This window comes from Dokdonella sp., from assembly GCF_019634845.1.
In the GTDB taxonomy this organism is placed as follows: Bacteria; Pseudomonadota; Gammaproteobacteria; order Xanthomonadales; family Rhodanobacteraceae; genus Dokdonella_A.
In genome coordinates this window covers 137,077-156,668 of the sequence record NZ_JAHCAQ010000006.1, presented here as the reverse complement: position 1 = coordinate 156,668, position 19,592 = coordinate 137,077, and the positions used below count along the sequence as shown (strand labels likewise).

20 protein-coding genes are annotated in these 19,592 nt (G+C 68.0%); 10 read left to right on the top strand and 10 right to left on the bottom strand.

The genetic code is table 11. The annotated features are described in order from the left end of the window. Positions 1–15: 15 nt before the first annotated feature. The 6 genes from KF903_RS06310 to KF903_RS06285 form a co-directional block, all read right to left on the bottom strand. The gene (locus tag KF903_RS06310) at positions 16–1,080 is read right to left on the bottom strand and encodes a class III poly(R)-hydroxyalkanoic acid synthase subunit PhaC (RefSeq protein ID WP_291212537.1); all 1,065 of its coding nucleotides are present in this window, start codon (positions 1,078–1,080) and stop codon (positions 16–18) included. Between the two features lie 6 nt (positions 1,081–1,086). After that, a complete protein-coding gene (gene phaE / locus KF903_RS06305; RefSeq protein WP_291212535.1) occupies positions 1,087–2,274 on the bottom strand; it encodes a class III poly(R)-hydroxyalkanoic acid synthase subunit PhaE in 1,188 nt (395 codons plus the stop codon). Positions 2,275–2,341: 67 nt separating this feature from the next. Beyond that, a complete protein-coding gene (locus KF903_RS06300) occupies positions 2,342–2,959 on the bottom strand; it encodes a methyltransferase domain-containing protein (RefSeq protein WP_291212533.1) in 618 nt (205 codons plus the stop codon). 196 nt (positions 2,960–3,155) lie between these two features. Further along, a complete protein-coding gene (locus KF903_RS06295) occupies positions 3,156–3,614 on the bottom strand; it encodes a hypothetical protein (RefSeq protein WP_291212530.1) in 459 nt (152 codons plus the stop codon). A 79-nt stretch (positions 3,615–3,693) separates the two neighbouring features. Continuing rightward, positions 3,694–5,895, bottom strand: a complete 2,202-nt coding sequence (rlmKL, locus tag KF903_RS06290) for a bifunctional 23S rRNA (guanine(2069)-N(7))-methyltransferase RlmK/23S rRNA (guanine(2445)-N(2))-methyltransferase RlmL (RefSeq protein ID WP_291212528.1) — start codon at positions 5,893–5,895, stop codon at positions 3,694–3,696. Position 5,896: 1 nt separating this feature from the next. Further along, positions 5,897–6,409: an alpha/beta family hydrolase gene (locus tag KF903_RS06285; RefSeq protein ID WP_291212526.1), complete on the bottom strand. Its 513-nt coding sequence runs from the start codon at positions 6,407–6,409 to the stop codon at positions 5,897–5,899. A gap of 294 nt (positions 6,410–6,703) precedes the next feature. Between KF903_RS06285 and KF903_RS06280 the strand changes: the two genes are divergently transcribed. The 4 genes from KF903_RS06280 to KF903_RS06265 all read left to right on the top strand — a co-directional run bounded on the left by KF903_RS06280 (position 6,704) and on the right by KF903_RS06265 (position 9,531). Continuing rightward, the gene (locus tag KF903_RS06280; RefSeq protein WP_291212524.1) at positions 6,704–7,276 is read left to right on the top strand and encodes an N-acetylmuramoyl-L-alanine amidase; all 573 of its coding nucleotides are present in this window, start codon (positions 6,704–6,706) and stop codon (positions 7,274–7,276) included. A gap of 57 nt (positions 7,277–7,333) precedes the next feature. Next, positions 7,334–8,209 carry an acyl-CoA thioesterase II gene (tesB, locus tag KF903_RS06275; protein ID WP_291212521.1) on the top strand — a complete coding sequence of 292 codons (876 nt, stop codon included), beginning with the start codon at positions 7,334–7,336 and terminating at the stop codon, positions 8,207–8,209. Between the two features lie 4 nt (positions 8,210–8,213). Beyond that, a complete protein-coding gene (locus KF903_RS06270; RefSeq protein ID WP_291212518.1) occupies positions 8,214–8,600 on the top strand; it encodes a hypothetical protein in 387 nt (128 codons plus the stop codon). A gap of 202 nt (positions 8,601–8,802) precedes the next feature. Next, a complete protein-coding gene (locus KF903_RS06265; RefSeq protein ID WP_291212516.1) occupies positions 8,803–9,531 on the top strand; it encodes an arginyltransferase in 729 nt (242 codons plus the stop codon). Here the strand turns inward: KF903_RS06265 and KF903_RS06260 are convergent. Then, entirely contained in the window at positions 9,509–9,790 is a 282-nt protein-coding gene (locus KF903_RS06260) for a hypothetical protein (protein WP_291212513.1), read from the bottom strand. The two genes, KF903_RS06265 and KF903_RS06260, sit on opposite strands and share 23 nt — an antisense overlap. 148 nt (positions 9,791–9,938) lie before the next feature. On the opposite strand from KF903_RS06260, the gene KF903_RS06255 reads away from it, so the two are divergent. From KF903_RS06255 to KF903_RS06240, 4 genes are all read left to right on the top strand, one after another. After that, the gene (locus tag KF903_RS06255) at positions 9,939–11,384 is read left to right on the top strand and encodes a transglutaminase-like domain-containing protein (RefSeq protein WP_291212511.1); all 1,446 of its coding nucleotides are present in this window, start codon (positions 9,939–9,941) and stop codon (positions 11,382–11,384) included. A 129-nt stretch (positions 11,385–11,513) separates the two neighbouring features. Next, positions 11,514–12,392: an SPFH domain-containing protein gene (locus tag KF903_RS06250; RefSeq protein ID WP_291212508.1), complete on the top strand. Its 879-nt coding sequence runs from the start codon at positions 11,514–11,516 to the stop codon at positions 12,390–12,392. 99 nt (positions 12,393–12,491) lie between these two features. Continuing rightward, positions 12,492–12,683 (top strand): Arc family DNA binding domain-containing protein, encoded by a 192-nt coding sequence (locus KF903_RS06245; RefSeq protein WP_291212506.1) that lies wholly within the window; start codon positions 12,492–12,494, stop codon positions 12,681–12,683. Then, positions 12,680–13,453, top strand: coding sequence for a CPBP family intramembrane glutamic endopeptidase (locus KF903_RS06240; protein ID WP_291212503.1), 774 nt, complete (start codon positions 12,680–12,682; stop codon positions 13,451–13,453). Before KF903_RS06245 ends, KF903_RS06240 begins: the two co-directional genes overlap by 4 nt. A 21-nt stretch (positions 13,454–13,474) precedes the next feature. Here KF903_RS06240 and KF903_RS06235 read toward each other — a convergent pair whose 3' ends face one another. Beyond that, positions 13,475–13,927: a hypothetical protein gene (locus KF903_RS06235; RefSeq protein WP_345777742.1), complete on the bottom strand. Its 453-nt coding sequence runs from the start codon at positions 13,925–13,927 to the stop codon at positions 13,475–13,477. A gap of 103 nt (positions 13,928–14,030) precedes the next feature. After that, positions 14,031–14,240, bottom strand: a complete 210-nt coding sequence (locus KF903_RS06230) for a hypothetical protein (RefSeq protein ID WP_291212650.1) — start codon at positions 14,238–14,240, stop codon at positions 14,031–14,033. Between KF903_RS06230 and KF903_RS06225 the strand changes: the two genes are divergently transcribed. Both KF903_RS06225 and KF903_RS06220 read left to right on the top strand, forming a co-directional pair. Further along, positions 14,154–15,710, top strand: a complete 1,557-nt coding sequence (locus KF903_RS06225) for a phage tail sheath subtilisin-like domain-containing protein (RefSeq protein ID WP_291212639.1) — start codon at positions 14,154–14,156, stop codon at positions 15,708–15,710. The two genes, KF903_RS06230 and KF903_RS06225, sit on opposite strands and share 87 nt — an antisense overlap. A 267-nt stretch (positions 15,711–15,977) precedes the next feature. Continuing rightward, positions 15,978–18,158 carry a M1 family metallopeptidase gene (locus KF903_RS06220; protein ID WP_291212500.1) on the top strand — a complete coding sequence of 727 codons (2,181 nt, stop codon included), beginning with the start codon at positions 15,978–15,980 and terminating at the stop codon, positions 18,156–18,158. Here KF903_RS06220 and KF903_RS06215 read toward each other — a convergent pair. Then, complete coding sequence (locus KF903_RS06215) at positions 18,051–19,370, bottom strand: M64 family metallopeptidase (protein WP_291212496.1); 1,320 nt, start codon at positions 19,368–19,370, stop codon at positions 18,051–18,053. The genes KF903_RS06220 and KF903_RS06215 overlap by 108 nt on opposite strands. Positions 19,371–19,592 lie beyond the last annotated feature (222 nt).

The following is a 19,592-nucleotide window of genomic DNA, read 5'->3' as shown; positions in this document are numbered from 1 at the left end:
CGCGGCGCCGCGTGCTCAGCAGCGCGCGGCAAGCCAGTCGTGGATCGCCGGCGGCACCTCGCGCTGGGCACGACCCGAGACGTAGATGCCGATGTGGCCGCCGCGGAATGCGAGCTGGGTGTAGTCCTTGGTGCCGACGTGCTCGCCGAGCACGCGCGAGGCCGCCGGCGGTACCAGATGATCCTGCTCGGCGAACACATTGAGCACCGGCATCGTGATGTTGCCCAGATGCACTTCCTGCCCGCCGATGCGCAGCCCGCCCTTGACGAGCTTGTTGCCCTGGTAGAAGTCCTTGAGGAACTGGCGGAACGCCTCGCCGGCCTGGTCGGGCGAATCGAAGATCCACTTTTCCATGCGCAGGAAGTTCTCCATCTCGACCTTGTTGTCGAGGATGTCGACGAGACCGATGTACTTCTGCTGGTTGAGCCGCACGGGCTTGAGCATGAGGTAACACAGGTTCATGAGGTCGGCCGGGACGTTGCCGAGCGTGTCCACGAACAGGTCGATGTCGAGCTTCTGCACCCAATTCGACAGCATGTTGTCGGGCGTCTGGAAGTCGACCGGCGTCACCATCGTGATGAGATTCTGCACGCGCGCGGGATGCAGCGCGGCAAAACACAGCGAGAAGGCGCCGCCCTGGCAGATGCCGAGCAGGTTGATCTTGCGCAGGCGGCGATGGCGCGCCACCGCGTCGACGGCGCGCTTGATGTAGCCATTGATGTAATCGTCGAGCGTGAGCCAGCGGTCGGCGGCGTCGGGATAGCCCCAGTCGATCAGGTACACGTCCTCGCCCTTGGCGAGCAGGTTCTTGACCAGCGAACGGTCGTCCTGCAGGTCGACCATGTAGGGACGGTTGACCAGCGCATAGACGATGAGGATCGGCACCTTGGCGGTCGGCGCGCGCTCGCCCTTGAAGCGGTACACGACGACCTTGTCCTCACGGTAGATCTCTTCCTTGGCGGTGACGCCGAAATCGACGTCATCCATCGAGCGCAGCGTGTCGAGCGCGGCGGCCAGCTTGCGCTGGGTGGTGAGCACCTCGTCCATTGCCTTGGCAGGTTCGATGCGGATCGGTTGCATGGCGATTTACCTCTTGCCCGGACGCTTGCCGCTGCGCTTGGCGCCGGCGACGGTGGTGGTGGCCTTGCGCGCCTTGCGCTTGCCGCCCAGCGAGGCATCGGCGAACTGCGCGATGCGGGTGGCGAAACCGCCGCTGGCGGTCGCCGCTGCCGTGCGCGGCGCACTCTTGCGTGCGGTGCCGGCCTTGTTCGCAGTGGTGGCCGGCTTGCGTGCCGGACGCCGTGCGGCGACGCGCTGCGCAGGCGCTGGCGCCGCCGCCCGGGCCGCCGGTGCGGCGGCGGCGCGCTGCGCGGCCGCCAGTTCGTCGCGCAACTGCGCGACTTCGTCGACCAGCGCGTCGCCGCCACGCAGCGCGCGCACTTCGCGGCGCAGCGCCTGCAGGCGCTCGCCGATGCTGTCGATCTCGCTGCGCGTGGGCATGCCCAGGTCGCTGCTCAGGCGCTCGACCTCGCGCTGCGCGTGCGAGCGTACGCGCATCTGCGCGTTGACCAGCGCGCCGTAGACTTCGCGGTACTGCTGCGACAGCGCGATTTCGGCGTAGCCTTCCTCGGCGGCATCCACCCACAGGTCGTACAGCGCCCGCAGCGAATCGATCTGCCGACCCGGCTGCTCGCGCTCGGCGAGCTTGCCCTCGAACAGCTCGAACCCACGTTGCGCCGCCTTGAGCATGAGCTCGTTGTGACGCGCCATCTGCTCCTGGTACTCGAACCAGGCCAGCGCGGCTTTCTGCTGCGTCTCCTGATGCTCGCGGGCCGGACCGAAGGCCGGCAGCGCCAGCCATGACTTGAGGTCGGTGAAATCGAGGCTGGGCAGCTGCACACCGGCCGCGAACGGATTGACCGCAGCCATCTGCCCCGGCCACAGGCGGGCGAATGGATGCTCGAAGGCGCCACCGGCAGCCGGCCCTGCAAACATGCGCTTGAGCGGCTCGACCCAACCGGCCATGCCCTCCACGCTCGTACCGGCCTTGCCCAGACTCGACTGCAGGAACGTGACATAGTCACGCGCACCCTGCACGAAGCGCTCGATCGCCTCACGCGGCATGCCGCCTGCGCCGTCGAACAACGCCGTCCATTGCTCGAAGGCACCCGTGGACGGGGCCCCGCCGCGCAGGAACTGCGCCCACGGCCCGCCCGATTGCTGCAGGAAGGCCAGCCATTGCTTGTGTGCGTCGGAAGTGAACCACTCGGACACGATCGATCCTCGATTGCCAGACAGGTGATTGTACCGCGGCGACCCGAACCGTCGCGGCGGGCCGCGCTCAGCCCTGGCGGCGCGAGAACTTGAACACGAAGGCGGGCGGCAGATTGAACGGCGCGAACGCCACGCGTTCGGCGCGCAGCCCGAGGTCATCGAGCAGGCCGTTGGCGACCGGCACCGCCGGTGCATAGCTGAACTGGATCAGGCTGCGGCCCGGCCCGAGCACCGCGAATACGGCATCGAGGATCTGCTTCTGCACCCCGCGCGGCATTGCGAGCAGCCCCAGGCCACTGACCACTGCATCGACCGGCTGCTCGCAGTGGGCGCGCGCGACGATCGCGCGCAGGTCGCGTGCATCGCCATTGACGATCGCAACCTGTGGGAAACGCCGGTGCAGCAGCGCATGCAACTCCGCATTGAGTTCGACCACGAGCAGGTCGCGTGGCGCGATGCCATGCTCGAGCAGCGCGCGCGTGAACACGCCGGTACCGGCACCAAGCTCGACCACGCAATGGGCATCGCTCGGCAACTGCCGCATCATCGCGCGCGTCAACTGGCGGCCCGACGGTGCCACCGAGGCGGTCGACAACGGGTGTCGCACCCATTGCCGGAAAAACGTCCAGGTCGCGGGTATCGACTGCCGCAAGCCGATATCGCCGCCGCTGCCATCTTCGTTCATGCACTTCCTGGGGACCGCCGAGCGCGCATCATAGCGCGGCGGCGGCGCGGTACGCCGGTCGAAAACCGGCCTGCACAATGTCCGGGATGACCGGGCGACAAGAAAAACCCCGCGGCGATCAGGGGAAATCGCCGCGGGGCGAGGACGCTGGCTGCATGAAGGGGGGAGGGGGGCAGCCAGCGCTGGACCGGTCGGATCAGCGGCGGTAGTAACCGTCGCGATCGTAGTAGCGGCCGCGATGGCCGTAGTCGCCGCGGTAGTGGTCGCCATAGTAGGTGCGCTGCACGACACGCGGCGCCCGCACACGGTAGTACGACGGCCCGTAATCGTCGTAGTAGCCCGCCCCATACCAGGCTGGACCATACGCGACCGGATAACTCGTGTAGTAGTAGGCCGGCATGTAGTAGCCGCCGTAGCCGCCACCGTAGTAGCCGCCACCGTAGTAGCCGCCAGCGTAATAGCCGCCGTAACCGTAGTTGCCGGCCCAGCCGTAGCCGCGGCCGCAGTGGCGGCAGTCGGAGAAGCCGATGCTCAGGCCCGGCAGGTTGATGCCGACGCCGACGCTGACGTGACCGCGCGCGAATGCCGCCGGGGCAAACGCAACGCCCACCGCGAGCAGCGCACCCAGTACCCAGTTGCCAAGCCGTTTGCGCATGTCTGCAATGCCTCCCGTAACGACGCAGCCATCGTGGGATCGCGGCGCTGAATCGGCACTGAAATCGTGCGGCGACCCGTTAAGTTTTCGCAAGCTCGACCGCACGCTGTCGCAATTCGTAACTATGGTGCACGTGCCCGTCGCGGGCGAAGTCGAACGGGATGGTCGCCGCCGTGGTCGTGCGCACCTCGAACACCTGCTGCAGCGACTCGTCGAGGCGGAACCGGCGCAGATTGTTCGAGAACAGGATCACCCCGCCGGGAGCCAGCCGCTGGCCACACAGCAGCAGCAGCTCGGCATGGCCGCGCTGCACGTCGAAATCGTCGGCGCGCTTGGAGTTGGAAAAACTCGGTGGATCGACGTAGATGAGGTCGTATTGCCCGCGTGCATGGCGCAGCCAGGCCAGCGCGTCGGCCTGCACGAGCTGGTGGTGCGGGCCGCCGATCGCGTTGAGCGTGAAGTTGCGGGTGGCCCATTCCAGATAGGTCGCCGACAGGTCCACGCTGGTGGTTGTCGCGGCGCCACCCGCCGCGGCGCACACGCTGACCGCGCCCGTATAGCAGAACAGGTTGAGGAAGCGCTGCCCGCGCGCGCGCGCGCGGACTTGCGCACGCATCGGCCGATGATCGAGGAACAGGCCGGTATCGAGGTAATCGAACAGGTTGACGCGAAAGCGCAGGCCGCCCTCTTCCACCAGCAGGAACTGACCGCGCTGGGCCAGCCGTCCGTACTTGGAGCCGCCCTTGGCCTTGTAGCGTGTCTTGAGCGCGATGCGTTCGCGCGGCACTGCAAATGTCTCACCGGCCACGCGCACGAGCTCGCGCAGGCGCGTGCGGGCGGTGTCCTCGGGGATTTCGCGCGGCGGCGCGTATTCCTGCACATGCAGCCAGGTCTGCGGAAACGGGGCCGATCCCGGCGCGACCGGCGCCGGCGCGTCATCGCGGCCGATCACCGTGAAGACGTCGATCGCCGCCGCATAGTCGGGCAGATCGGCATCGTAGGCACGCCAGCAGGTGATGCCTTCACGGGCGAGCTGTTTGCGCTGGTGGCGTGAGGTCTTGGCCAGACGATTGGCCAATGCCTGCGCGCCGGCCGACAACGGCCGTGTCTCGCGTTCGGCCGGTGCCGTCTGCGCGAGATCGAAGTTGAGCAGGCGACACTCGATGGCGCCGTTGTAGAGGGTGTAGCGCTTGTGCGCGCGCAGGCCCAGCACATGACCCAGCTCGTCGTCGGCGACGATGACGGCGGCCTGCCAACCGACGAACTGCGTACGCAGGCGCTCGCCCAGGCTGCGGTACAGCGGTGCCAGTGCTTCGCGCTCGCCGAGACGTTCGCCATAGGGCGGATTGCACACCACCAGCCCCGTCGCCATGCCGTCGGGACGCTGCAGGCGCTCCACCGATTGCCGCGTGAGCTGGATGAAGCCGGCCAGGCCCGCCGCCTGCACGTTGTGGCGCGCCTGCTTGAGCACCAGCGGATCGCTGTCGTAACCGTGGAACACGCGACCGAGCGTGCGCAATCCGTGCTGCGCACGTTGCTCGGCTTCCTCGCGCAGCGCCTGCCAGCTGGCCGCGTCATGTCCGCGCCAACCGAGGAAACCGAAATGGTCACGCTGCAGGCCCGGCGCGACATCGGCAGCCATGCAGGCGCCCTCGATCAGCAACGTCGCCGAGCCACACATCGGATCGACCAGGCCGGCGCCGGTCGCGGCCAGCGCCGGCCAGCCGCCGCGCAGCAGGATCGCCGCGGCGAGGTTTTCCTTGAGTGGCGCCTCGCCGGTGCCCTGGCGCCAACCGCGCCGATGCAGCGGCGTGCCGGCAAGGTCGATCGCGACGCCGGCACGTCCCTTGTGCAGACGCACGTTCACGCGCAGCGCCGGCCGTTCGGTGTCGACGTCGGGACGCGTGCCATGGCGTTCGCGGAACTGGTCCACGATCGCGTCCTTGCTGCGCAGGGCGACGAACTGGGAATTGCGCAGCGCATCGCCGCCACCGACCGCGTCGACCGCGAAACTGCCATCGACCGCCAGATGCTGTTCCCAATCGATCGCACGCACACCCGCATACAGCGCCTCGGCATCGGCGGCCTCGAAGTCGGCCAACAGCAGCAACACGCGGCTGGCCAGGCGCGACCACAGGCAGGCGCGGTAGGCCAGAGCCAGCTCGCCGCTGAAGGCGACGCCGGCCAGCGCCTCGTGGGCGTCGCCCGCGCCAAGCGCGCTCAGCTCGTCGCGCAGCAGGTACTCCATGCCCTTCGGGCAGGTGGCGAAATAGCGTGCCATCTCAACCCAACCGCTGCAGGAACTGGGCAAACCACTGCGCACACTCGCCCACATGCGCAGCCAGGCGGTGTTCGTCATCGACCAGGTGCAGGATGGCCTGGTGCTCGCGCGCGCAGCGGATCACGGCATCGACCGGGCACACCTCGTCGCGCCAGCCGTGCACGAAACCGAGCGGCACCCGGGCCGCGGCGAATGCGCGCCGGTAGCCGGGGATCGCCATCGGTGCGGCCAGCAGGAACAACCCCGCGCAGCCGCGCTCGAGCGAGGCCAGGCCTGAGATGAACGCGCCCATGCTCGAACCCGCCAGCACCACGCGCCCGCTGGCCGGCAGCGCATCGAGCAGGCGTGCCACGCGCGCATCGATGTCGCGCACCTCGCGTCGCGCGTCGATGTCGCGGAAATCAGGGCGCAGTTCGGCCCAGCCGAGCTGGTTCGCCACGGCCGCCAATGCAGCCACCTTGGTGGCCTGCGGCCCGCTTTCGAGGCCATGCGACAGGATGATGGTGCCTTTCATGGCAGGGGCTCGACCGGGAACGGGGATTGGGCAGCGCGAAGTGCGACAGCATAGCGGCAGGCGTCGTGCTTGCGGGCGTGGCCTGGGCGGCGAGCGGCCACGCCGCGGCGCGCTGCACTGGTATCCTGCGCCGGCAGTCGCCACCGTGCCATGGCCCGGCACCCTGCTTCGCCCGCTCCGGCGCGCCGCCGGAGCCGGGTTCGCGGCAGGCCGATCCCCGGCAACCTGCCCGCGTCGTCGACCGAGGCCGCGCGCGACCCATCGTCCCGATTCCGCTTCCCAACGCCGACCACCATGCCCGCCCTCGCCATCGACTACTGGCCCCTGCCCTACGAATCCCGGCTCGCCGCGCGTCCGCTGAGCGCGATCGACCTGGTCGTGATCCACTGCACCGAGCTGCCCGACATGGCGATGGCGCGCGAATTCGGCGAGCGCATCCGCAACGAGCAATCGCAGACCGGCAACAGCGGTCACTACTACATCGACACCGACGGCAAGGTGCTGCGCTTCGTCGTCGACACGCGCGTCGCGCACCACACCTACGGCTACAACCCGCGTTCGATCGGCATCGAGCTGGGCAACATCGGGCGCTATCCGCACTGGGGCGACAGCCGTCACCAGGCGTTCACGGTGCCCTACACCAAGGCGCAGATCGACGCGCTGCGCGCGCTGCTGGGCCAATTGCGCAACGATCTGCCGAACCTGCACTGGATCGCCGGCCATGAGGATCTCGATCGGCGCCTCGAACCGGCGCAGGACGATCCTTCGATCATGCTGCGCCGACGCCAGGATCCGGGGCCGCTGTTTCCCTGGCCCGAAGTGCTCGCCGGCAGCGGCCTCGAACGCCTGCTGCCCACTGCGCGCTGAGCGGCGTGCCGCGCGGCGCCGCTATACTGGCCGGCCCCACCGCCACTTTCGCGCCCGATGACTTCCGCCGTCCAGGAACTGCTGTCGCTGCTGCAGCTCGAACGCCTCGAGGACAACCTGTTCCGCGGTCAGAGTCGCGACATCGGCACGCGCTACGTGTTCGGCGGCCAGGTGCTCGGCCAGGCGCTGTCGGCGGCGCAGCAGACCGTCGACGCGAGTCGCGCCGCACATTCGCTGCATGCGTATTTCCTGCGCGCCGGCGACATCGAGCACCCGATCATCTACAGCGTCGAGCGCACCCGCGACGGCGGCAGTTTTTCGATGCGGCGCGTGACCGCGATCCAGCACGGCCAGCCGATCTTCAACTTCTCGGCCTCGTTCCAGGTCGCCGAGAACGGCATCGAGCACCAGTTGCCGATGCCGAGCGTGCCGGCGCCGGGCGACCTCAACCCCGCGGCGCCGCTGCCGGCCGAGGTCTACGACAAGCTGCCAGCCAAGCTGCAACGCTGGTTCGGCAACGACGGACCGTTCGAGTTCCGCCATGTCTACCCGCGCGACGAACTCAACCCACCCAAGCGACCGCCGTTCCAGCATGTGTGGTTCCGGCTGGCCGAGCGCGCGCCCGACAATCCGGCCCTGCAACGCGCGCTGCTGGCCTACTCGTCGGACTTCCACCTGATCGGCACCACGATGCTGCCGCATGGTGTGTCGTTCCTGCAGAGCAACGTGCAGGTGGCGAGCCTCGACCATGCCATGTGGTTCCACCGCCCGTTCCGCGTCGACCAATGGCTGCTGTATTCCTGCGACAGCCCGACCGCGCAGGGCGCGCGCGGCCTGGCCCGCGGCACGATCTACAGCGAGGACGGGCGCCTCGTCGCCTCGACCACGCAGGAAGGCCTCGTGCGCGTGCGCGCCGAGCGCGGCCAGGACTGAACCGATGCGCCAGATCTACACCTCGCCCCGCATGGAGAACATCGAGCGTGTCGTCGCGCTGATGGCCGAGCACGGCATCGAGACCTCGATCGGCAACCGTCGCGGCTACCAGGGCGCCGACTGGAAGCGCTTTTCGTACACCGCACGCGCCGACCGCGACAGTTGGCCCAACGTGTCGGTGGTGCGCGCGGCGGATCAGACGCTGGCACGCAAGCTGCTGCGCGAGGCCGGCATCGAGCCGGCGACGCGCTTCGCCGATGAACTGGCCGCCGCCCGCGGCGTGGCCGATCCGACCCGCCACCGGCGCGCATCCTCGCGCGTCAAGCTCGTGGTGCTGGCGCTGATCGTCGGCATCTGCGTGCTCATCGCGCTGCGCATGCTCGGCGCCTGACGCGCGCCGGTCGGTTCGCGCGCCGCCGCCGAAGCCCCGCTCGGCGCCGCGCCGGCGTGCCATCCGCAAGCTCCGCAGCGCGACATGCGCGCCGTATCGAGGCAGCCCGCCTGCACCCGACCACAGCCACCGGGCATGGCCGATCGTGTGCACGCCATGACGCCATTGCGGGATCGATCGCAGCGTCCCTAGAATCACCGTCATGCGCTCGGACGTCGTCCGCCTGTTCCAAACCCTGCCGCATCCGTGCGGCTACTTTGCCGAACGCACGGCGCAAAACCTCGTCATCGATCCAAGCGCGCCCAAGCTGCCGCAGTTGTATGACCTGGCCGTGCAGCGCGGCTTCCGTCGCGCCGGCGGCCACGTCTACCACCCGCAGTGCGCGGGATGCCGCGCCTGCGTCGCCTGCCGCATCCCGGTGGCGCAATTCCGCCCCGACCGTTCGCAGCGCCGTTGCCTGGCGCGCAATGCCGACCTGTCACTGCGCTTGGCACCGGCCGGCTACACCGAGGAGTACTTCGCGCTGTACCAGCGCTACCTGCGCGGGCGCCATCGCGGCGGCGGCATGGACGATGCGCGCCCCGAGGACTTCTCGCGCTTCCTCTACACCACCTGGAGTCCGACGCGCTTCCTCGAGATGCGCGCGGGCACGCGCCTGATCGCGCTCGCGGTCACCGACTTCTGCGCCAGCGGGCTGTCGGCGGTGTACACGTTCTTCGATCCGGACGAAGCGCAGCGCGGCCTCGGCACCTGCGCGATCCTGAGCCAGATCGAACTGGCACGGCAACAGGCACTCGATTACGTGTACCTGGGTTTCTGGATCGCCGGCCACCCGAAGATGGACTACAAGAAGCGCTACCGGCCGCTCGAGATCCTCGATGGCGGCGACTGGAAACCGCTCGAGGACGTCAAGCCTGGCCGCGCGCGATGAAGCCGATGTCGTGTTCGCCGTGCATCGACATGACGAGCCTGACCATCGCCACCGGCAGCATGAGTTCCAGTTCGAGCCGTTCCTGGTTCGGGCCGGCACCGATCAGCGTCATCTGGAACAGCGGTCCCGAGGCATCGACCTCGCTGCAGACGATGTGCGGCCCCGCATTGCCGGCACGCAGGTACGGTTTGATCGCCTCGCCCAGCGCCTCGATCGCTTGCGGAAACAGGAACACCGCATAATTGGCCGGCTCACTCATGCATGACTCCATGGCTGGCGCGCCGCAGCAGCAGCCGGCGACCGGCACCTGCGCTGCCTCAGGCCGCGAATGCATCATGGTAACGCAGCGTGCCGCGCCGGTCGGGCACACTATGCCGACTCCTGCCATCACCATCCCAGGCATCGCCATGCGCCCATTCGCCCTTGCCCTGCTGCTGTTCGCGCTCGTTCCGCTGGCGCACGCAACGCCACCGCAGGAGCAGTGGTTCAGCGTGCAGCTCGACGGACGCAAGATCGGCAGCTTCCAGACCGAGCGCATCGAACGCGACGGCCAGGTACGGACCACGCAAACCCTGCAGATCACGCTCGAACGCGCCGGCATTGCGATCGACCTGCGCAGCAGCGAGAGCGCCACCGAGACGCGCGACGGCAAGCCGCTCGCATTCGCCGCGCGCTCGCTGCTGTCGGGCGTGGAGCAGCGCGTCGACGGCCGCGTCGCCGCCGGCCGCATCGAAGTCACGACCCGCACGGGCGGCGCCAGCCAGACCCGCAGCCTGGCCTGGCCCGATGGCGCCGTGCTTGCCGAAGGCGCGCGTCTGGCCGGCCTGCGCGCCGGTCTCGAGCCGGGCACGCGCTACGAGGTTCTCGCGTTCCAGCCCTCCAGCCTCGACACGGCGCGCGTCATCACCGAGGTCGGCGCGGTGACGAGCGTCGATCTGCCGGGCGGACGGCGCCCGCTCAGTCGCATCGAACAGACGATGCAGTTGCCGTTCGGCACGATGCGCTCGCAAAGCTGGGTCGATGCGCAGCAGACGATCCACAAGCTGACGATGCCGCTGCTGGGCGTGCAACTGGTGCTGCTGTCGTGCGACCGCGCCTGCGCGACGGCGCCCAACCAGGGCAGCGACATCTTCGCGCGCACGCTCGTGAGCGCACCGCGCGCACTGACGCCCGGCGAACTCGCCGGCACGCTGCGCTACACCTTCACGCTGCGCGGCCACACAACGCAAGGGCCGACGACGACCGACGAACAGCGCAGCAGTGGCAGCGGCGCGCAGCGCGTGGTCATCGTGCGCGCCCAGGCGCAGGGCGCCACGCCGGTCGAACAGCCGACGGCGGCCGACTTCGCCCCCAACAACTACCTGCAGAGCGATGCCCCCGAAGTCCTCGCGCTGGCACGCCGCGCCGCCGGCGAGGCGAGCGCGCCGGCGCAGCAGATGCACAACATCGAGCAGTTCGTGCGCGGCTACATCAAGGACAAGTCGCTCGGTGTCGGCTACGCCTCGGCGCTCGAGATCGTGCGCAAGCCCGAAGGTGACTGCACCGAACACGCCGTACTCGTCGCCGCGCTCGGCCGCGCCAGCGGCATTGCCACGCGCGTGGTGACCGGGTTGGCCTATGCGCCGACCTTTGCCGGCCACGACCACGTGTTCGTGCCGCATGCCTGGGCCCAGGCCTTCGTCGACGGACGCTGGCGCAGCTATGACGCCGCACTCGGCCAGTTCGATGCCGGCCACCTCGCCCTGGGCGTCGGCGACGGCGATCCGTGGCGCTTCTATGCCGGCGTCGAACAACTCGGCAACCTCGAACTGCGCAGCATCGAAACCGTACCGGCCACCGCATCGACGCCATGATCGGCCATGGCGACCGGCAGCCACGATGGCGGACTCGACCGCGCGCGACGCCCGCGCGCCCGGCGCAGTGCTCCTTGACGTAGATATCGTTTTGATATCTACTTGACTCGACCCCACGGAGCGCCAGCCATGAACGAACGCAATGCCTTCACGCTGCCCGGCATCCCGACCCTGCTCGTCCTGCTCGCCCTCGGCATCGGCTGCATCGGCTGGATCATCCGCACGATTGTCACCGCCGCGCCGGCCTCGCCGAGTCCCGCCGGTGTCCTCGTGCCGGCACTGCTGGTCGGCGTCATCGGTTTTCTCGCCAAGGGCCTGTTCCAGGTGCAACCCAACCAGGGCCAGGTGCTGCAACTGTTCGGTCGCTACGCGGGCAGCGCGCGCGAGGAAGGCCTGCGCTGGACTAACCCGTTCTACGCCAAGCAGGCGATCAGCCTGCGCGTGCGCAACTTCGAGTCGTCCAAGCTCAAGGTCAACGATGCCGACGGCAATCCGATCGAAATCGCGGCCATCGTGGTCTGGCAGGTGGTCGATACCGCCGAAGCCGTGTTCTGTGTCGACAGCTACGAGAACTTCGTGCAGATCCAGTCCGAATCGGCGCTGCGGCAGATGGCGCAGAGCTACCCCTACGACGCACACGAAGCGGGCAAGCCGGCGCTGCGCAGCCACGGCGACCAGGTCAACACCCATCTGGCCAACGAGATCCAGCAGCGCCTCGGCAAGGCCGGCGTGAAGGTCACCGAGGCACGCATCAGTCACCTCGCCTATGCGCAGGAGATCGCCCAGGCCATGCTGCAGCGTCAGCAGGCCAGCGCGATCGTTGCCGCCCGCGAGCGCATCGTCGAAGGCGCGGTGAGCATGGTCGAGATGGCACTGGCCGAGCTCGGCAAGCGCGGCGTGGTCGATCTCGACAACGAGCGTCGCGCAGCGATGGTCAGCAACCTGCTCGTGGTGCTGTGTGGCGAGCGGGCGACCCAGCCCGTGGTCAACACCGGCAGTCTGTACTGAGCCCGCGGCCGGAGCACACCTGCATGCCCTGCGCCACTCCCGCCCTGCCCGCCGTGCGCGTCGTGGTCACCGCCGCCCGCCTGCGCAGGCCCTGAGTCCGTGGCGGCCGAGAAGAAAGCCTATCCGCTGCGCATCAGTGCGCCGGTACTCGACGCCGTGCAGCGCTGGGCCGACGACGAGCTGCGTTCGCTCAATGCCCAGATCGAGTACCTGCTGCGCGATGCGCTGCGCAGGAACGGGCGTCTCAAGCCACCGGTTGCACCGGTTGCCATCGAGGATGATTCCACATGAACGAGTCGCCTCCGCAACTGGGCCTGGCGGCCCTGCTCGGCCTGGCCAGCGCAATCGCCACCGCGCTGCTGTTCCCGTACGTGCTCGCGCTGCAGCCCGACGCGCTGGCGCTCGCGCAGACCTCGACGGGCTGGCCGGCCTGGGGCATGGTCGCGCTGCAGGCCGCACAGGCCGGCGTCATGTGCCTGCTGCTCGGCTGGGCCGGCCTCAAACTCGGCGCACCGCTCGGCCTGGGGGCGCCATGGTTCGCGGCCTGGCTGTACGGCCGGCCACGGCCGACCCGCTCTGGCTGGGCGCAGGCCGCGGCGCTGGGCATCGTTGCTGCGCTGGCAATACTCGCCGCGATCGCGCTGTTCGGGGCGCCGATCGAACACCCCACCGCCACCCCGCCGCCGTCGCTCGCGTTCGCGCTCAAGGGCCTGCTCGCCGCCCCCTATGGCGCGATCACCGAGGAAGTCATGTTGCGCGCGTTCGTGATGGGGCTGGCCGCGTGGCTGCTGAGCCGCTTCAGCGGCCGCCAGCCGCGCAGCTGGGTCATGCTGGCTGCGATCATCCTGGCAGCCCTCGTGTTCGGCCTCGGCCACCTGCCGGCGGCGGCTCGGCTCGCCCCGCTGACCGCCGACCTGGTCATGCGCGTGATCGGCTACAACGCGCTCGGTGGCTTCGTTTTTGGATGGCTGTACTGGCGCCGCGGCCTCGAGCACGCGATGCTCGCGCACTTCTGCGCCGATCTTGTGCTGCACGTGGCCGCCCCGCTCGGCGGCGCCTGAGCGCCACGGTCACGCCCCGCGTCAGTCGAAGCCATCGGTGAAAATGCGCTCGGCATCGACGTGGATCGTCCAGCTGCGCGTGTAGGTGGGCAGGTTGCCGGCCACGTACGGCGAAGGATCGCGCACGCGCACTTCGAGCGTGCGCGTGGCCGGCGTCGGCGTCGCCTGCACGAACGGATAACTGGCCGTCCATGGCCCGACGATGCGCACGCCATCGAGCCACCACTGCGTGTCGAGCGTCCCCACCGATGGCCACAGCAGGTCGACGCTGAAGGTGCGCGTGGTGCCGGGTACATAGTCCACCGGCTGCGTGGTCGGCGGCGACGCGCTGCCGGGCTCGATCGGGCTGATACCGCCTGACGGCACGCCCCACCCCCCGGCGTACAGCTTGCGCACGTATTCCTGCCGGCACACCGGGCAGAACGGCTGGCCGAGCATCCGCATCTGGCACTGGCTATCGACTGGGCGATACATGCCCGAGCTGAGGTAACGCGCGCCTTGGAACAGGCCGCCCTCCTACACGCATTCGCGGCGCCCTGCCACTGACGATGACCCGGCTCCGGGCCATGCTCGTGCTTCAGCCCACTGCCCGCGCTCCCTCAAGCCTCGTCGTCCACGCCTGCTCGTCGCTGGCGTTCCGCTTCACGTTACGCAGCGTGGCGTGCATCGAGGCGCCACCTTCATCGATGCCGAAGACCCTCTGCTTTACCGCGAACTGCTGACCGAAATCGCCGCCAGCCACGGGGTCGGCGTCCACGCCTATGCCCTGATGAGCAACCATGTCCATCTCCTGGCCTCGCCGGCACGCCTAAGCGACCTTGCGCGCGCGATGCGACTGCCGAACCAGCGCTACGTCTCGGCCTTCAGTCGACGCCATCGGCGGATCATTCCTCCGTCCCCCTTTTGTCCTCACCTCGGCCTGCCGACAGAATGCGGCGAGGAACGGCACGGCGCGCTCCGATGCAGGGACGGCAAACCAGGGTTGCATCCGCCATCAGCCGCATCTGTCAGTGTTGGCAGGGGCTTGCTCTGCACACGCAATGTGGCCAACATCCGACCACATCCGCCGCCATCAACGAATCCCATGCATCCATTTCGATTGGTCTGGCTACTGGTTTTCCGCAACAAGCTGTTGGTCGCTGCGCTGTTCTGCATGTCGATGCCGGCGATGGGAACGGCGCTTCCGCCAATCGAAGACCACTATTACGGTGCGACCTTGTTCGTGGTCCGAACCGCGCGGGTGGTAACGCCGCCGGTGCCAGTTGCCAGTCTCGCCAGCTATGAAGCGGTGTATGGCCGACTCGCCGATCCGGCGGCCGATTTCGGCTATCAGTCGGCACGCTTGTTCTTTGCCAATGGCGGGCGCGTGTTGTACGTCATCGACCCGCGCGGAAACACCGAACAGCATGTTCGCAGCGCGCTGATGGCCTCGGCCTCGTTGCCGGTGGATCTGGTTGCCATGCCGGGTCTGGCCACGCCTGGAATCAGTGCGGTCGAACATGGCGCGATGATCGCCGCGCTGATCGAGCATGTCGATGCGTCGGCCAATCGTTTCGGCATCATCGACGCACCGCAAGGAAGCGATGTGAATGCGCTGATGGCTTTTGCGCAGACCCTGTCATCCGCCCGCGCCGCCCTTTATGCGCCGTGGCTGGATGTGCCGATCGATGGTGGCGGTACCACGATCGCCATGCCAGCCTCCGCCGCCGTGGCGGGCGTGGTCACTCGCATCGATCACGACAAGGGGATTTTCAAAGCGCCGTCCGGACGCGACGCCGCACTGTCCACGAGCATCGATGTGCAACTGCAACAAGCGTTCACTCAGGCCGAACAGGATCAGCTCAATCCCGCAAGCGTCAACGTGCTGCGGCGCTTTGTGGGGATCGACGGCATCCTCGTTTGGGGCGCACGCACGGTGAGCCAGAATCCGGAATGGCGCTATGTGTCGGTATCGCGTTTTGTGCGATTGCTGGACTTCTCGATTCGCCGTTCGCTTTCGTGGGTTCCGGTTGCCGCTCCGCGACCGACGTCGGCGCAAATTTCAAGTCTGATCGAGAGTTATTTTCACGCGTACTGGCAGCGCGGCGCATTGATGGGAAGCACGCCTGCTCAGGGTTATTTCGTGCAGTGCACGGATTCCGACGACACGTTGCATTGTTTCTTCGGCGTGGCGCCAGTGCGACCGGCGGAATTCATCATCCTTCAATTCGACATGCCGTACGACGACCGCCTGTTCGCATCCGGTTTCGAGGCGTGATGAGGTGCTGATCGTCGTCCCACTGCGACGACCACGATGCGGTCCCGGTGTGTGCGGGACGGCGACGGCACGGCGCGGAAACAGACGACTGAAAGGCAGCGTGCATCGTCGTGCGAGTGTAGGAATTTCAAACGGCCTTTTCGGGGAGTCTGGCGGGCAGGCGGCGGTCGTGCAAGCGCCGGTTCTGCCACCGAACCGGACGACCACGCGTTGGATTTCGGCAGATCGGGGCCGCTCATCGGCGCCATCCCTGGGCAACTCTGACCGATGCTCAACAATGGGCCGAGCGCAGCCCTGCGGGGTCGGTTCCGCATCGGATCGAATCCTGGATTCGCCGTCGACGGCGTAATCGAAGCGACGGTGCCCGCCGGGCAGATGGCGATCGGCAACATGCCCGTTGCTTCGCGCGTCGATCTCGGCAACGGCCTTGCGCGGGTGAAGTTCCAGACCACGCCGAAGATGTCGACCTACCTGGTGTTCTTCGGCCTCGGTGATTTCGAGCGTGCCACCGCCACCTCGGATGGCACCGAAATAGGCGTGGTCACGCAGAAGGGCAAGACCGATCAATCGGCCTTTGCGCTGGAATCGGGCAAAGCGGTACTGCACGAGTACAACGACTACTTCGGCGTACCGTATCCACTGCCCAAGCTCGACAACGTCGCCTCGCCGGGCCGGGCCGAGTCCACCGGTGCCATGGAGAACTGGGGCGCCATCTACACGTTCGAATACTGGTTGCTGCTGGACCCATCGATTTCTACGCAGGACGACCGTCAGGAGGTGTTCAACACCGCCGCCCACGAGATCGCACACCAGTGGTTCGGCAACCTCGTGACGATGCGCTGGTGGGACGACCTTTGGCTCAACGAGGGCTTTGCCTCGTGGATGTCGCAGCGCGCGCAGGAAACGATGCATCCGGAATGGAATCCGGCACTGTTTCCCGTTTTTACCCGCGAGCGCGCGATGGCGCTGGACGCGGCCGCCAGCACCCATCCCGTGGTCCGGCACGTCGAAACCGTGGAGCAGGCCGCGCAGGCATTCGATGCAATCACGTATGAAAAGGGCGAAGCGGTGATCCGGATGCTGGAGGGCTGGATCGGACCGGATGCCTGGCGTGGTGGAGTGCGCCGATACATCAAGGCTCATGCCTACGGCAACGCAGTATCTGACGACTTGTGGCGATCAATGGAAAGCGCCGCGCCAGACAAACCGGTCACCGCCATCGCGCACGACTTCACTTTGCAGTCGGGCGTGCCGCTGATCCGCGTCGATGAGGCATCGTGCCGGAATGGCGACACCGAGGTTCGGCTGACGCAGGCCGAGTTCACCAAGGACCGTCCCCACAAGACCCCGCTACGCTGGCGGGTGCCGGTGACCGCGCAGACGCTAGGCGGCGCGTCTGCGCGCATGCTGGTCAGCGGCGGCGACGTGAACTTCAGCGTGCCCGGCTGCGGAACCCTGGTGGTCAATGCGGGTCAGCGCGGCTACTACCGCACGTTGTACGCACCGGCGCCATTCGGCGCGATCAGGCGCGACGCAGCCAGGCTCGACCCGGTCGATGCACTTGGCGTGCTGGGGGACACCTATGCGCTTGGCTTGGCGGGGCTGCAGCCGGTGACCGATTTCCTGGACCTGGCCACGGCGATGCCCACTGATGCGGATCCGTATCTCTGGGCGGCGATCACCGGCAAGCTCGGCGAACTGAACGCTTATTACCGCGGTGATGCCGCGCGTCAGGCAGCGTTCCAGCGCTTCGCCATCGCGCGCTTGTCGCCGGTGTTCCGTCGCATCGGCTGGGAGCCACGCGCGGATGACGGTGCATCGGCCAAGATCCTGCGCAGCCTGCTGATCGGCACCTTGTCCGCCCTTGACGACCAGACGGTGATCGCCGAAGCGAACCGACGCTACACCGCGCAGGCAGGCGATCCAAATGCGGTGCCGGGGGAACTGCGCAAGGTGATCCTCGCGGTGGTCTCGCAGCACGCCGATGCCCCCATGTGGGACCAGCTTCGCGCCGAGGCGCAGGCGGAAACCACGCCGCTGGTCAAGGACAACCTGTACACCTTGCTCGCCTCGGTCGGGGACGAGACCCTTGCCGGGCGGGCGCTGGCGTTGGCGCTGACCGACGAGCCCGGCGCCACCACCGGAGCGAAGATGATCCGGAATGTGGCCGCGCTGCATCCCGACCTCGCGTGGGACTTCGCAATGGCGCATCGCGCCCAAGTGGACAGGCTGGTCGGAGGGTCCTCGCTCGCCCGCTACTACCCGAGATTGGGCGGCAACTCGTCCAGCCCATCGATGATCGGCAAGCTCAAGGCCTACGCGGCCACCCTTGCGCCCACTTCACGCAAGGATGCGGACACTGCCATTGCCGACGTCGAATATCGCGTGATGGTGCGTCGCGATCGCTTGCCGGCCGTGGACGCCTGGCTGTCGGGAACCGACAGTTGAATCGACGCTGGCGGTAACCCCGGTCGTGCCAGCCGGTGTCGGAATCGGATTGCCGGGCGTGAACCAGGCGCGCCACTTCACCAGTGCGGCGTTGGTCTGGTTGGTGACATTGGCCTCGCACTGCGCGCTGCCAGCAAGGTCGCTGCAGGCCGGAAAGCCCGGGTAGGGATCGCTGTACTCGTCGGCCAGACCGGTGAAGCTGTGCCCGTACTCGTGCAGCACGATCTCCCTGGCATAGGTGTTGGTCGAAGTCACCGACAGGTCACCGCCCGAACCGCCATAAACAGGATCGTTGACGAGCACGACGATCTCGTCCCAGTCTGGATAGGCCGCCGCCGCGGCGAGCACGAGCGCATTGTTGACCGTCAGCAGCCGGTGTACCTGGTAGGCGCAGAAGCGCGCATTGAACGCGGTGTTCACGAACTGGCCCGCGCGCGGATCGGACTGCGCCGCCGTGTCGGCGCAACAGTTCGTGCCTGTGCAGCCGGCCTGATAGGGCGGATGATCGGCACCCGCCTGCGCCGAGACGGCGAAAACCGGCGTCCAGTTCATGTGGCTCTCGTAGTCCTTGTACGGCGTGAGCGCAAACAGGCCATCGTGCAGCAACGCGACATCGGCGTTGAACAGCGCCTGCTGCGCTGCGGTGTAGCCTTCGGCGAACACCAGCAGGTCGACGCGATTGGCGGCCGGACCGCTGGCGGAGGCGCGCTGCACCTGCAGTTGCGGCAGCCGCGCCTCGCGCAACTGCGTGGCCTGCCGCGCCAGCGTGGCCAGGTCGAATGTCTGTACGGCAGCGCCGCTACCGAACTCGATCGCACCGGCCGCGTCGACCGGCACGCGCAGCACGAACGCGCGCGGCGCGGAGTCGTCAACCGACGCCGCCACGATGCTGCCGTCGCGACCGGGATCGCGGGCAAATTCGCCGCGTAGCAGCGGCAGTCGCAGCTGCCGTGCGCCGAGGTCCACCCCATGCTGGCGCAGGTGGTAGTCCACCACCGCATCGTGGCCGCTTGCGGCGACCGTCTGCGCTGCAAGCAGCGCCTCCGCGTCGGCCTGCATCTCCACCCGCGCATAGTGCAGCGGACTGACGCGGCCGTCCTGGCTCATCTCGAACACCACGTAGTGCACCGGGGTCGCCGCGGCAGCCACGCTGCCCAGGCACGCCAAAGCTGCACACACCCACCCGACCACGGCGCAATCCACGATCTTCATGCCGCCCCGCCCCAATGCTGTCCGCCACACGCAGGCGATGTCCTCAACACCCACGTCGCCGCGCCCACCTCGCCCCCGGCGTGGGCTGCAGCGTGTTCGAGCCGCCCCCGCGCGGCGGCACCGCGCCATCCCCGCCTGCCTGAAGAGGCTTGCGTCCCTTCAGCTGCAGCTCGCGCAGGACCCCGTTCGCGTACTTTAAGCTCTTGATCGTACGGTTGGCGC

Coding starts and splice junctions, on each gene's coding strand:
- KF903_RS06310 (WP_291212537.1), bottom strand. CDS start 1,080: ATGCAACCGATCCGCATCGAACCTGCCAAGGCAATGGACGAGGTGCTC.
- KF903_RS06300 (WP_291212533.1), bottom strand. CDS start 2,959: ATGAACGAAGATGGCAGCGGCGGCGATATCGGCTTGCGGCAGTCGATA.
- KF903_RS06295 (WP_291212530.1), bottom strand. CDS start 3,614: ATGCGCAAACGGCTTGGCAACTGGGTACTGGGTGCGCTGCTCGCGGTG.
- rlmKL (WP_291212528.1), bottom strand. CDS start 5,895: ATGGCACGCTATTTCGCCACCTGCCCGAAGGGCATGGAGTACCTGCTG.
- KF903_RS06285 (WP_291212526.1), bottom strand. CDS start 6,409: ATGAAAGGCACCATCATCCTGTCGCATGGCCTCGAAAGCGGGCCGCAG.
- KF903_RS06280 (WP_291212524.1), top strand. CDS start 6,704: ATGCCCGCCCTCGCCATCGACTACTGGCCCCTGCCCTACGAATCCCGG.
- tesB (WP_291212521.1), top strand. CDS start 7,334: ATGACTTCCGCCGTCCAGGAACTGCTGTCGCTGCTGCAGCTCGAACGC.
- KF903_RS06270 (WP_291212518.1), top strand. CDS start 8,214: ATGCGCCAGATCTACACCTCGCCCCGCATGGAGAACATCGAGCGTGTC.
- KF903_RS06265 (WP_291212516.1), top strand. CDS start 8,803: ATGCGCTCGGACGTCGTCCGCCTGTTCCAAACCCTGCCGCATCCGTGC.
- KF903_RS06260 (WP_291212513.1), bottom strand. CDS start 9,790: ATGAGTGAGCCGGCCAATTATGCGGTGTTCCTGTTTCCGCAAGCGATC.
- KF903_RS06255 (WP_291212511.1), top strand. CDS start 9,939: ATGCGCCCATTCGCCCTTGCCCTGCTGCTGTTCGCGCTCGTTCCGCTG.
- KF903_RS06250 (WP_291212508.1), top strand. CDS start 11,514: ATGAACGAACGCAATGCCTTCACGCTGCCCGGCATCCCGACCCTGCTC.
- KF903_RS06240 (WP_291212503.1), top strand. CDS start 12,680: ATGAACGAGTCGCCTCCGCAACTGGGCCTGGCGGCCCTGCTCGGCCTG.
- KF903_RS06235 (WP_345777742.1), bottom strand. CDS start 13,927: ATGTATCGCCCAGTCGATAGCCAGTGCCAGATGCGGATGCTCGGCCAG.
- KF903_RS06230 (WP_291212650.1), bottom strand. CDS start 14,240: ATGGACATGGTTGCTCATCAGGGCATAGGCGTGGACGCCGACCCCGTG.
- KF903_RS06220 (WP_291212500.1), top strand. CDS start 15,978: ATGCTCAACAATGGGCCGAGCGCAGCCCTGCGGGGTCGGTTCCGCATC.
- KF903_RS06215 (WP_291212496.1), bottom strand. CDS start 19,370: ATGAAGATCGTGGATTGCGCCGTGGTCGGGTGGGTGTGTGCAGCTTTG.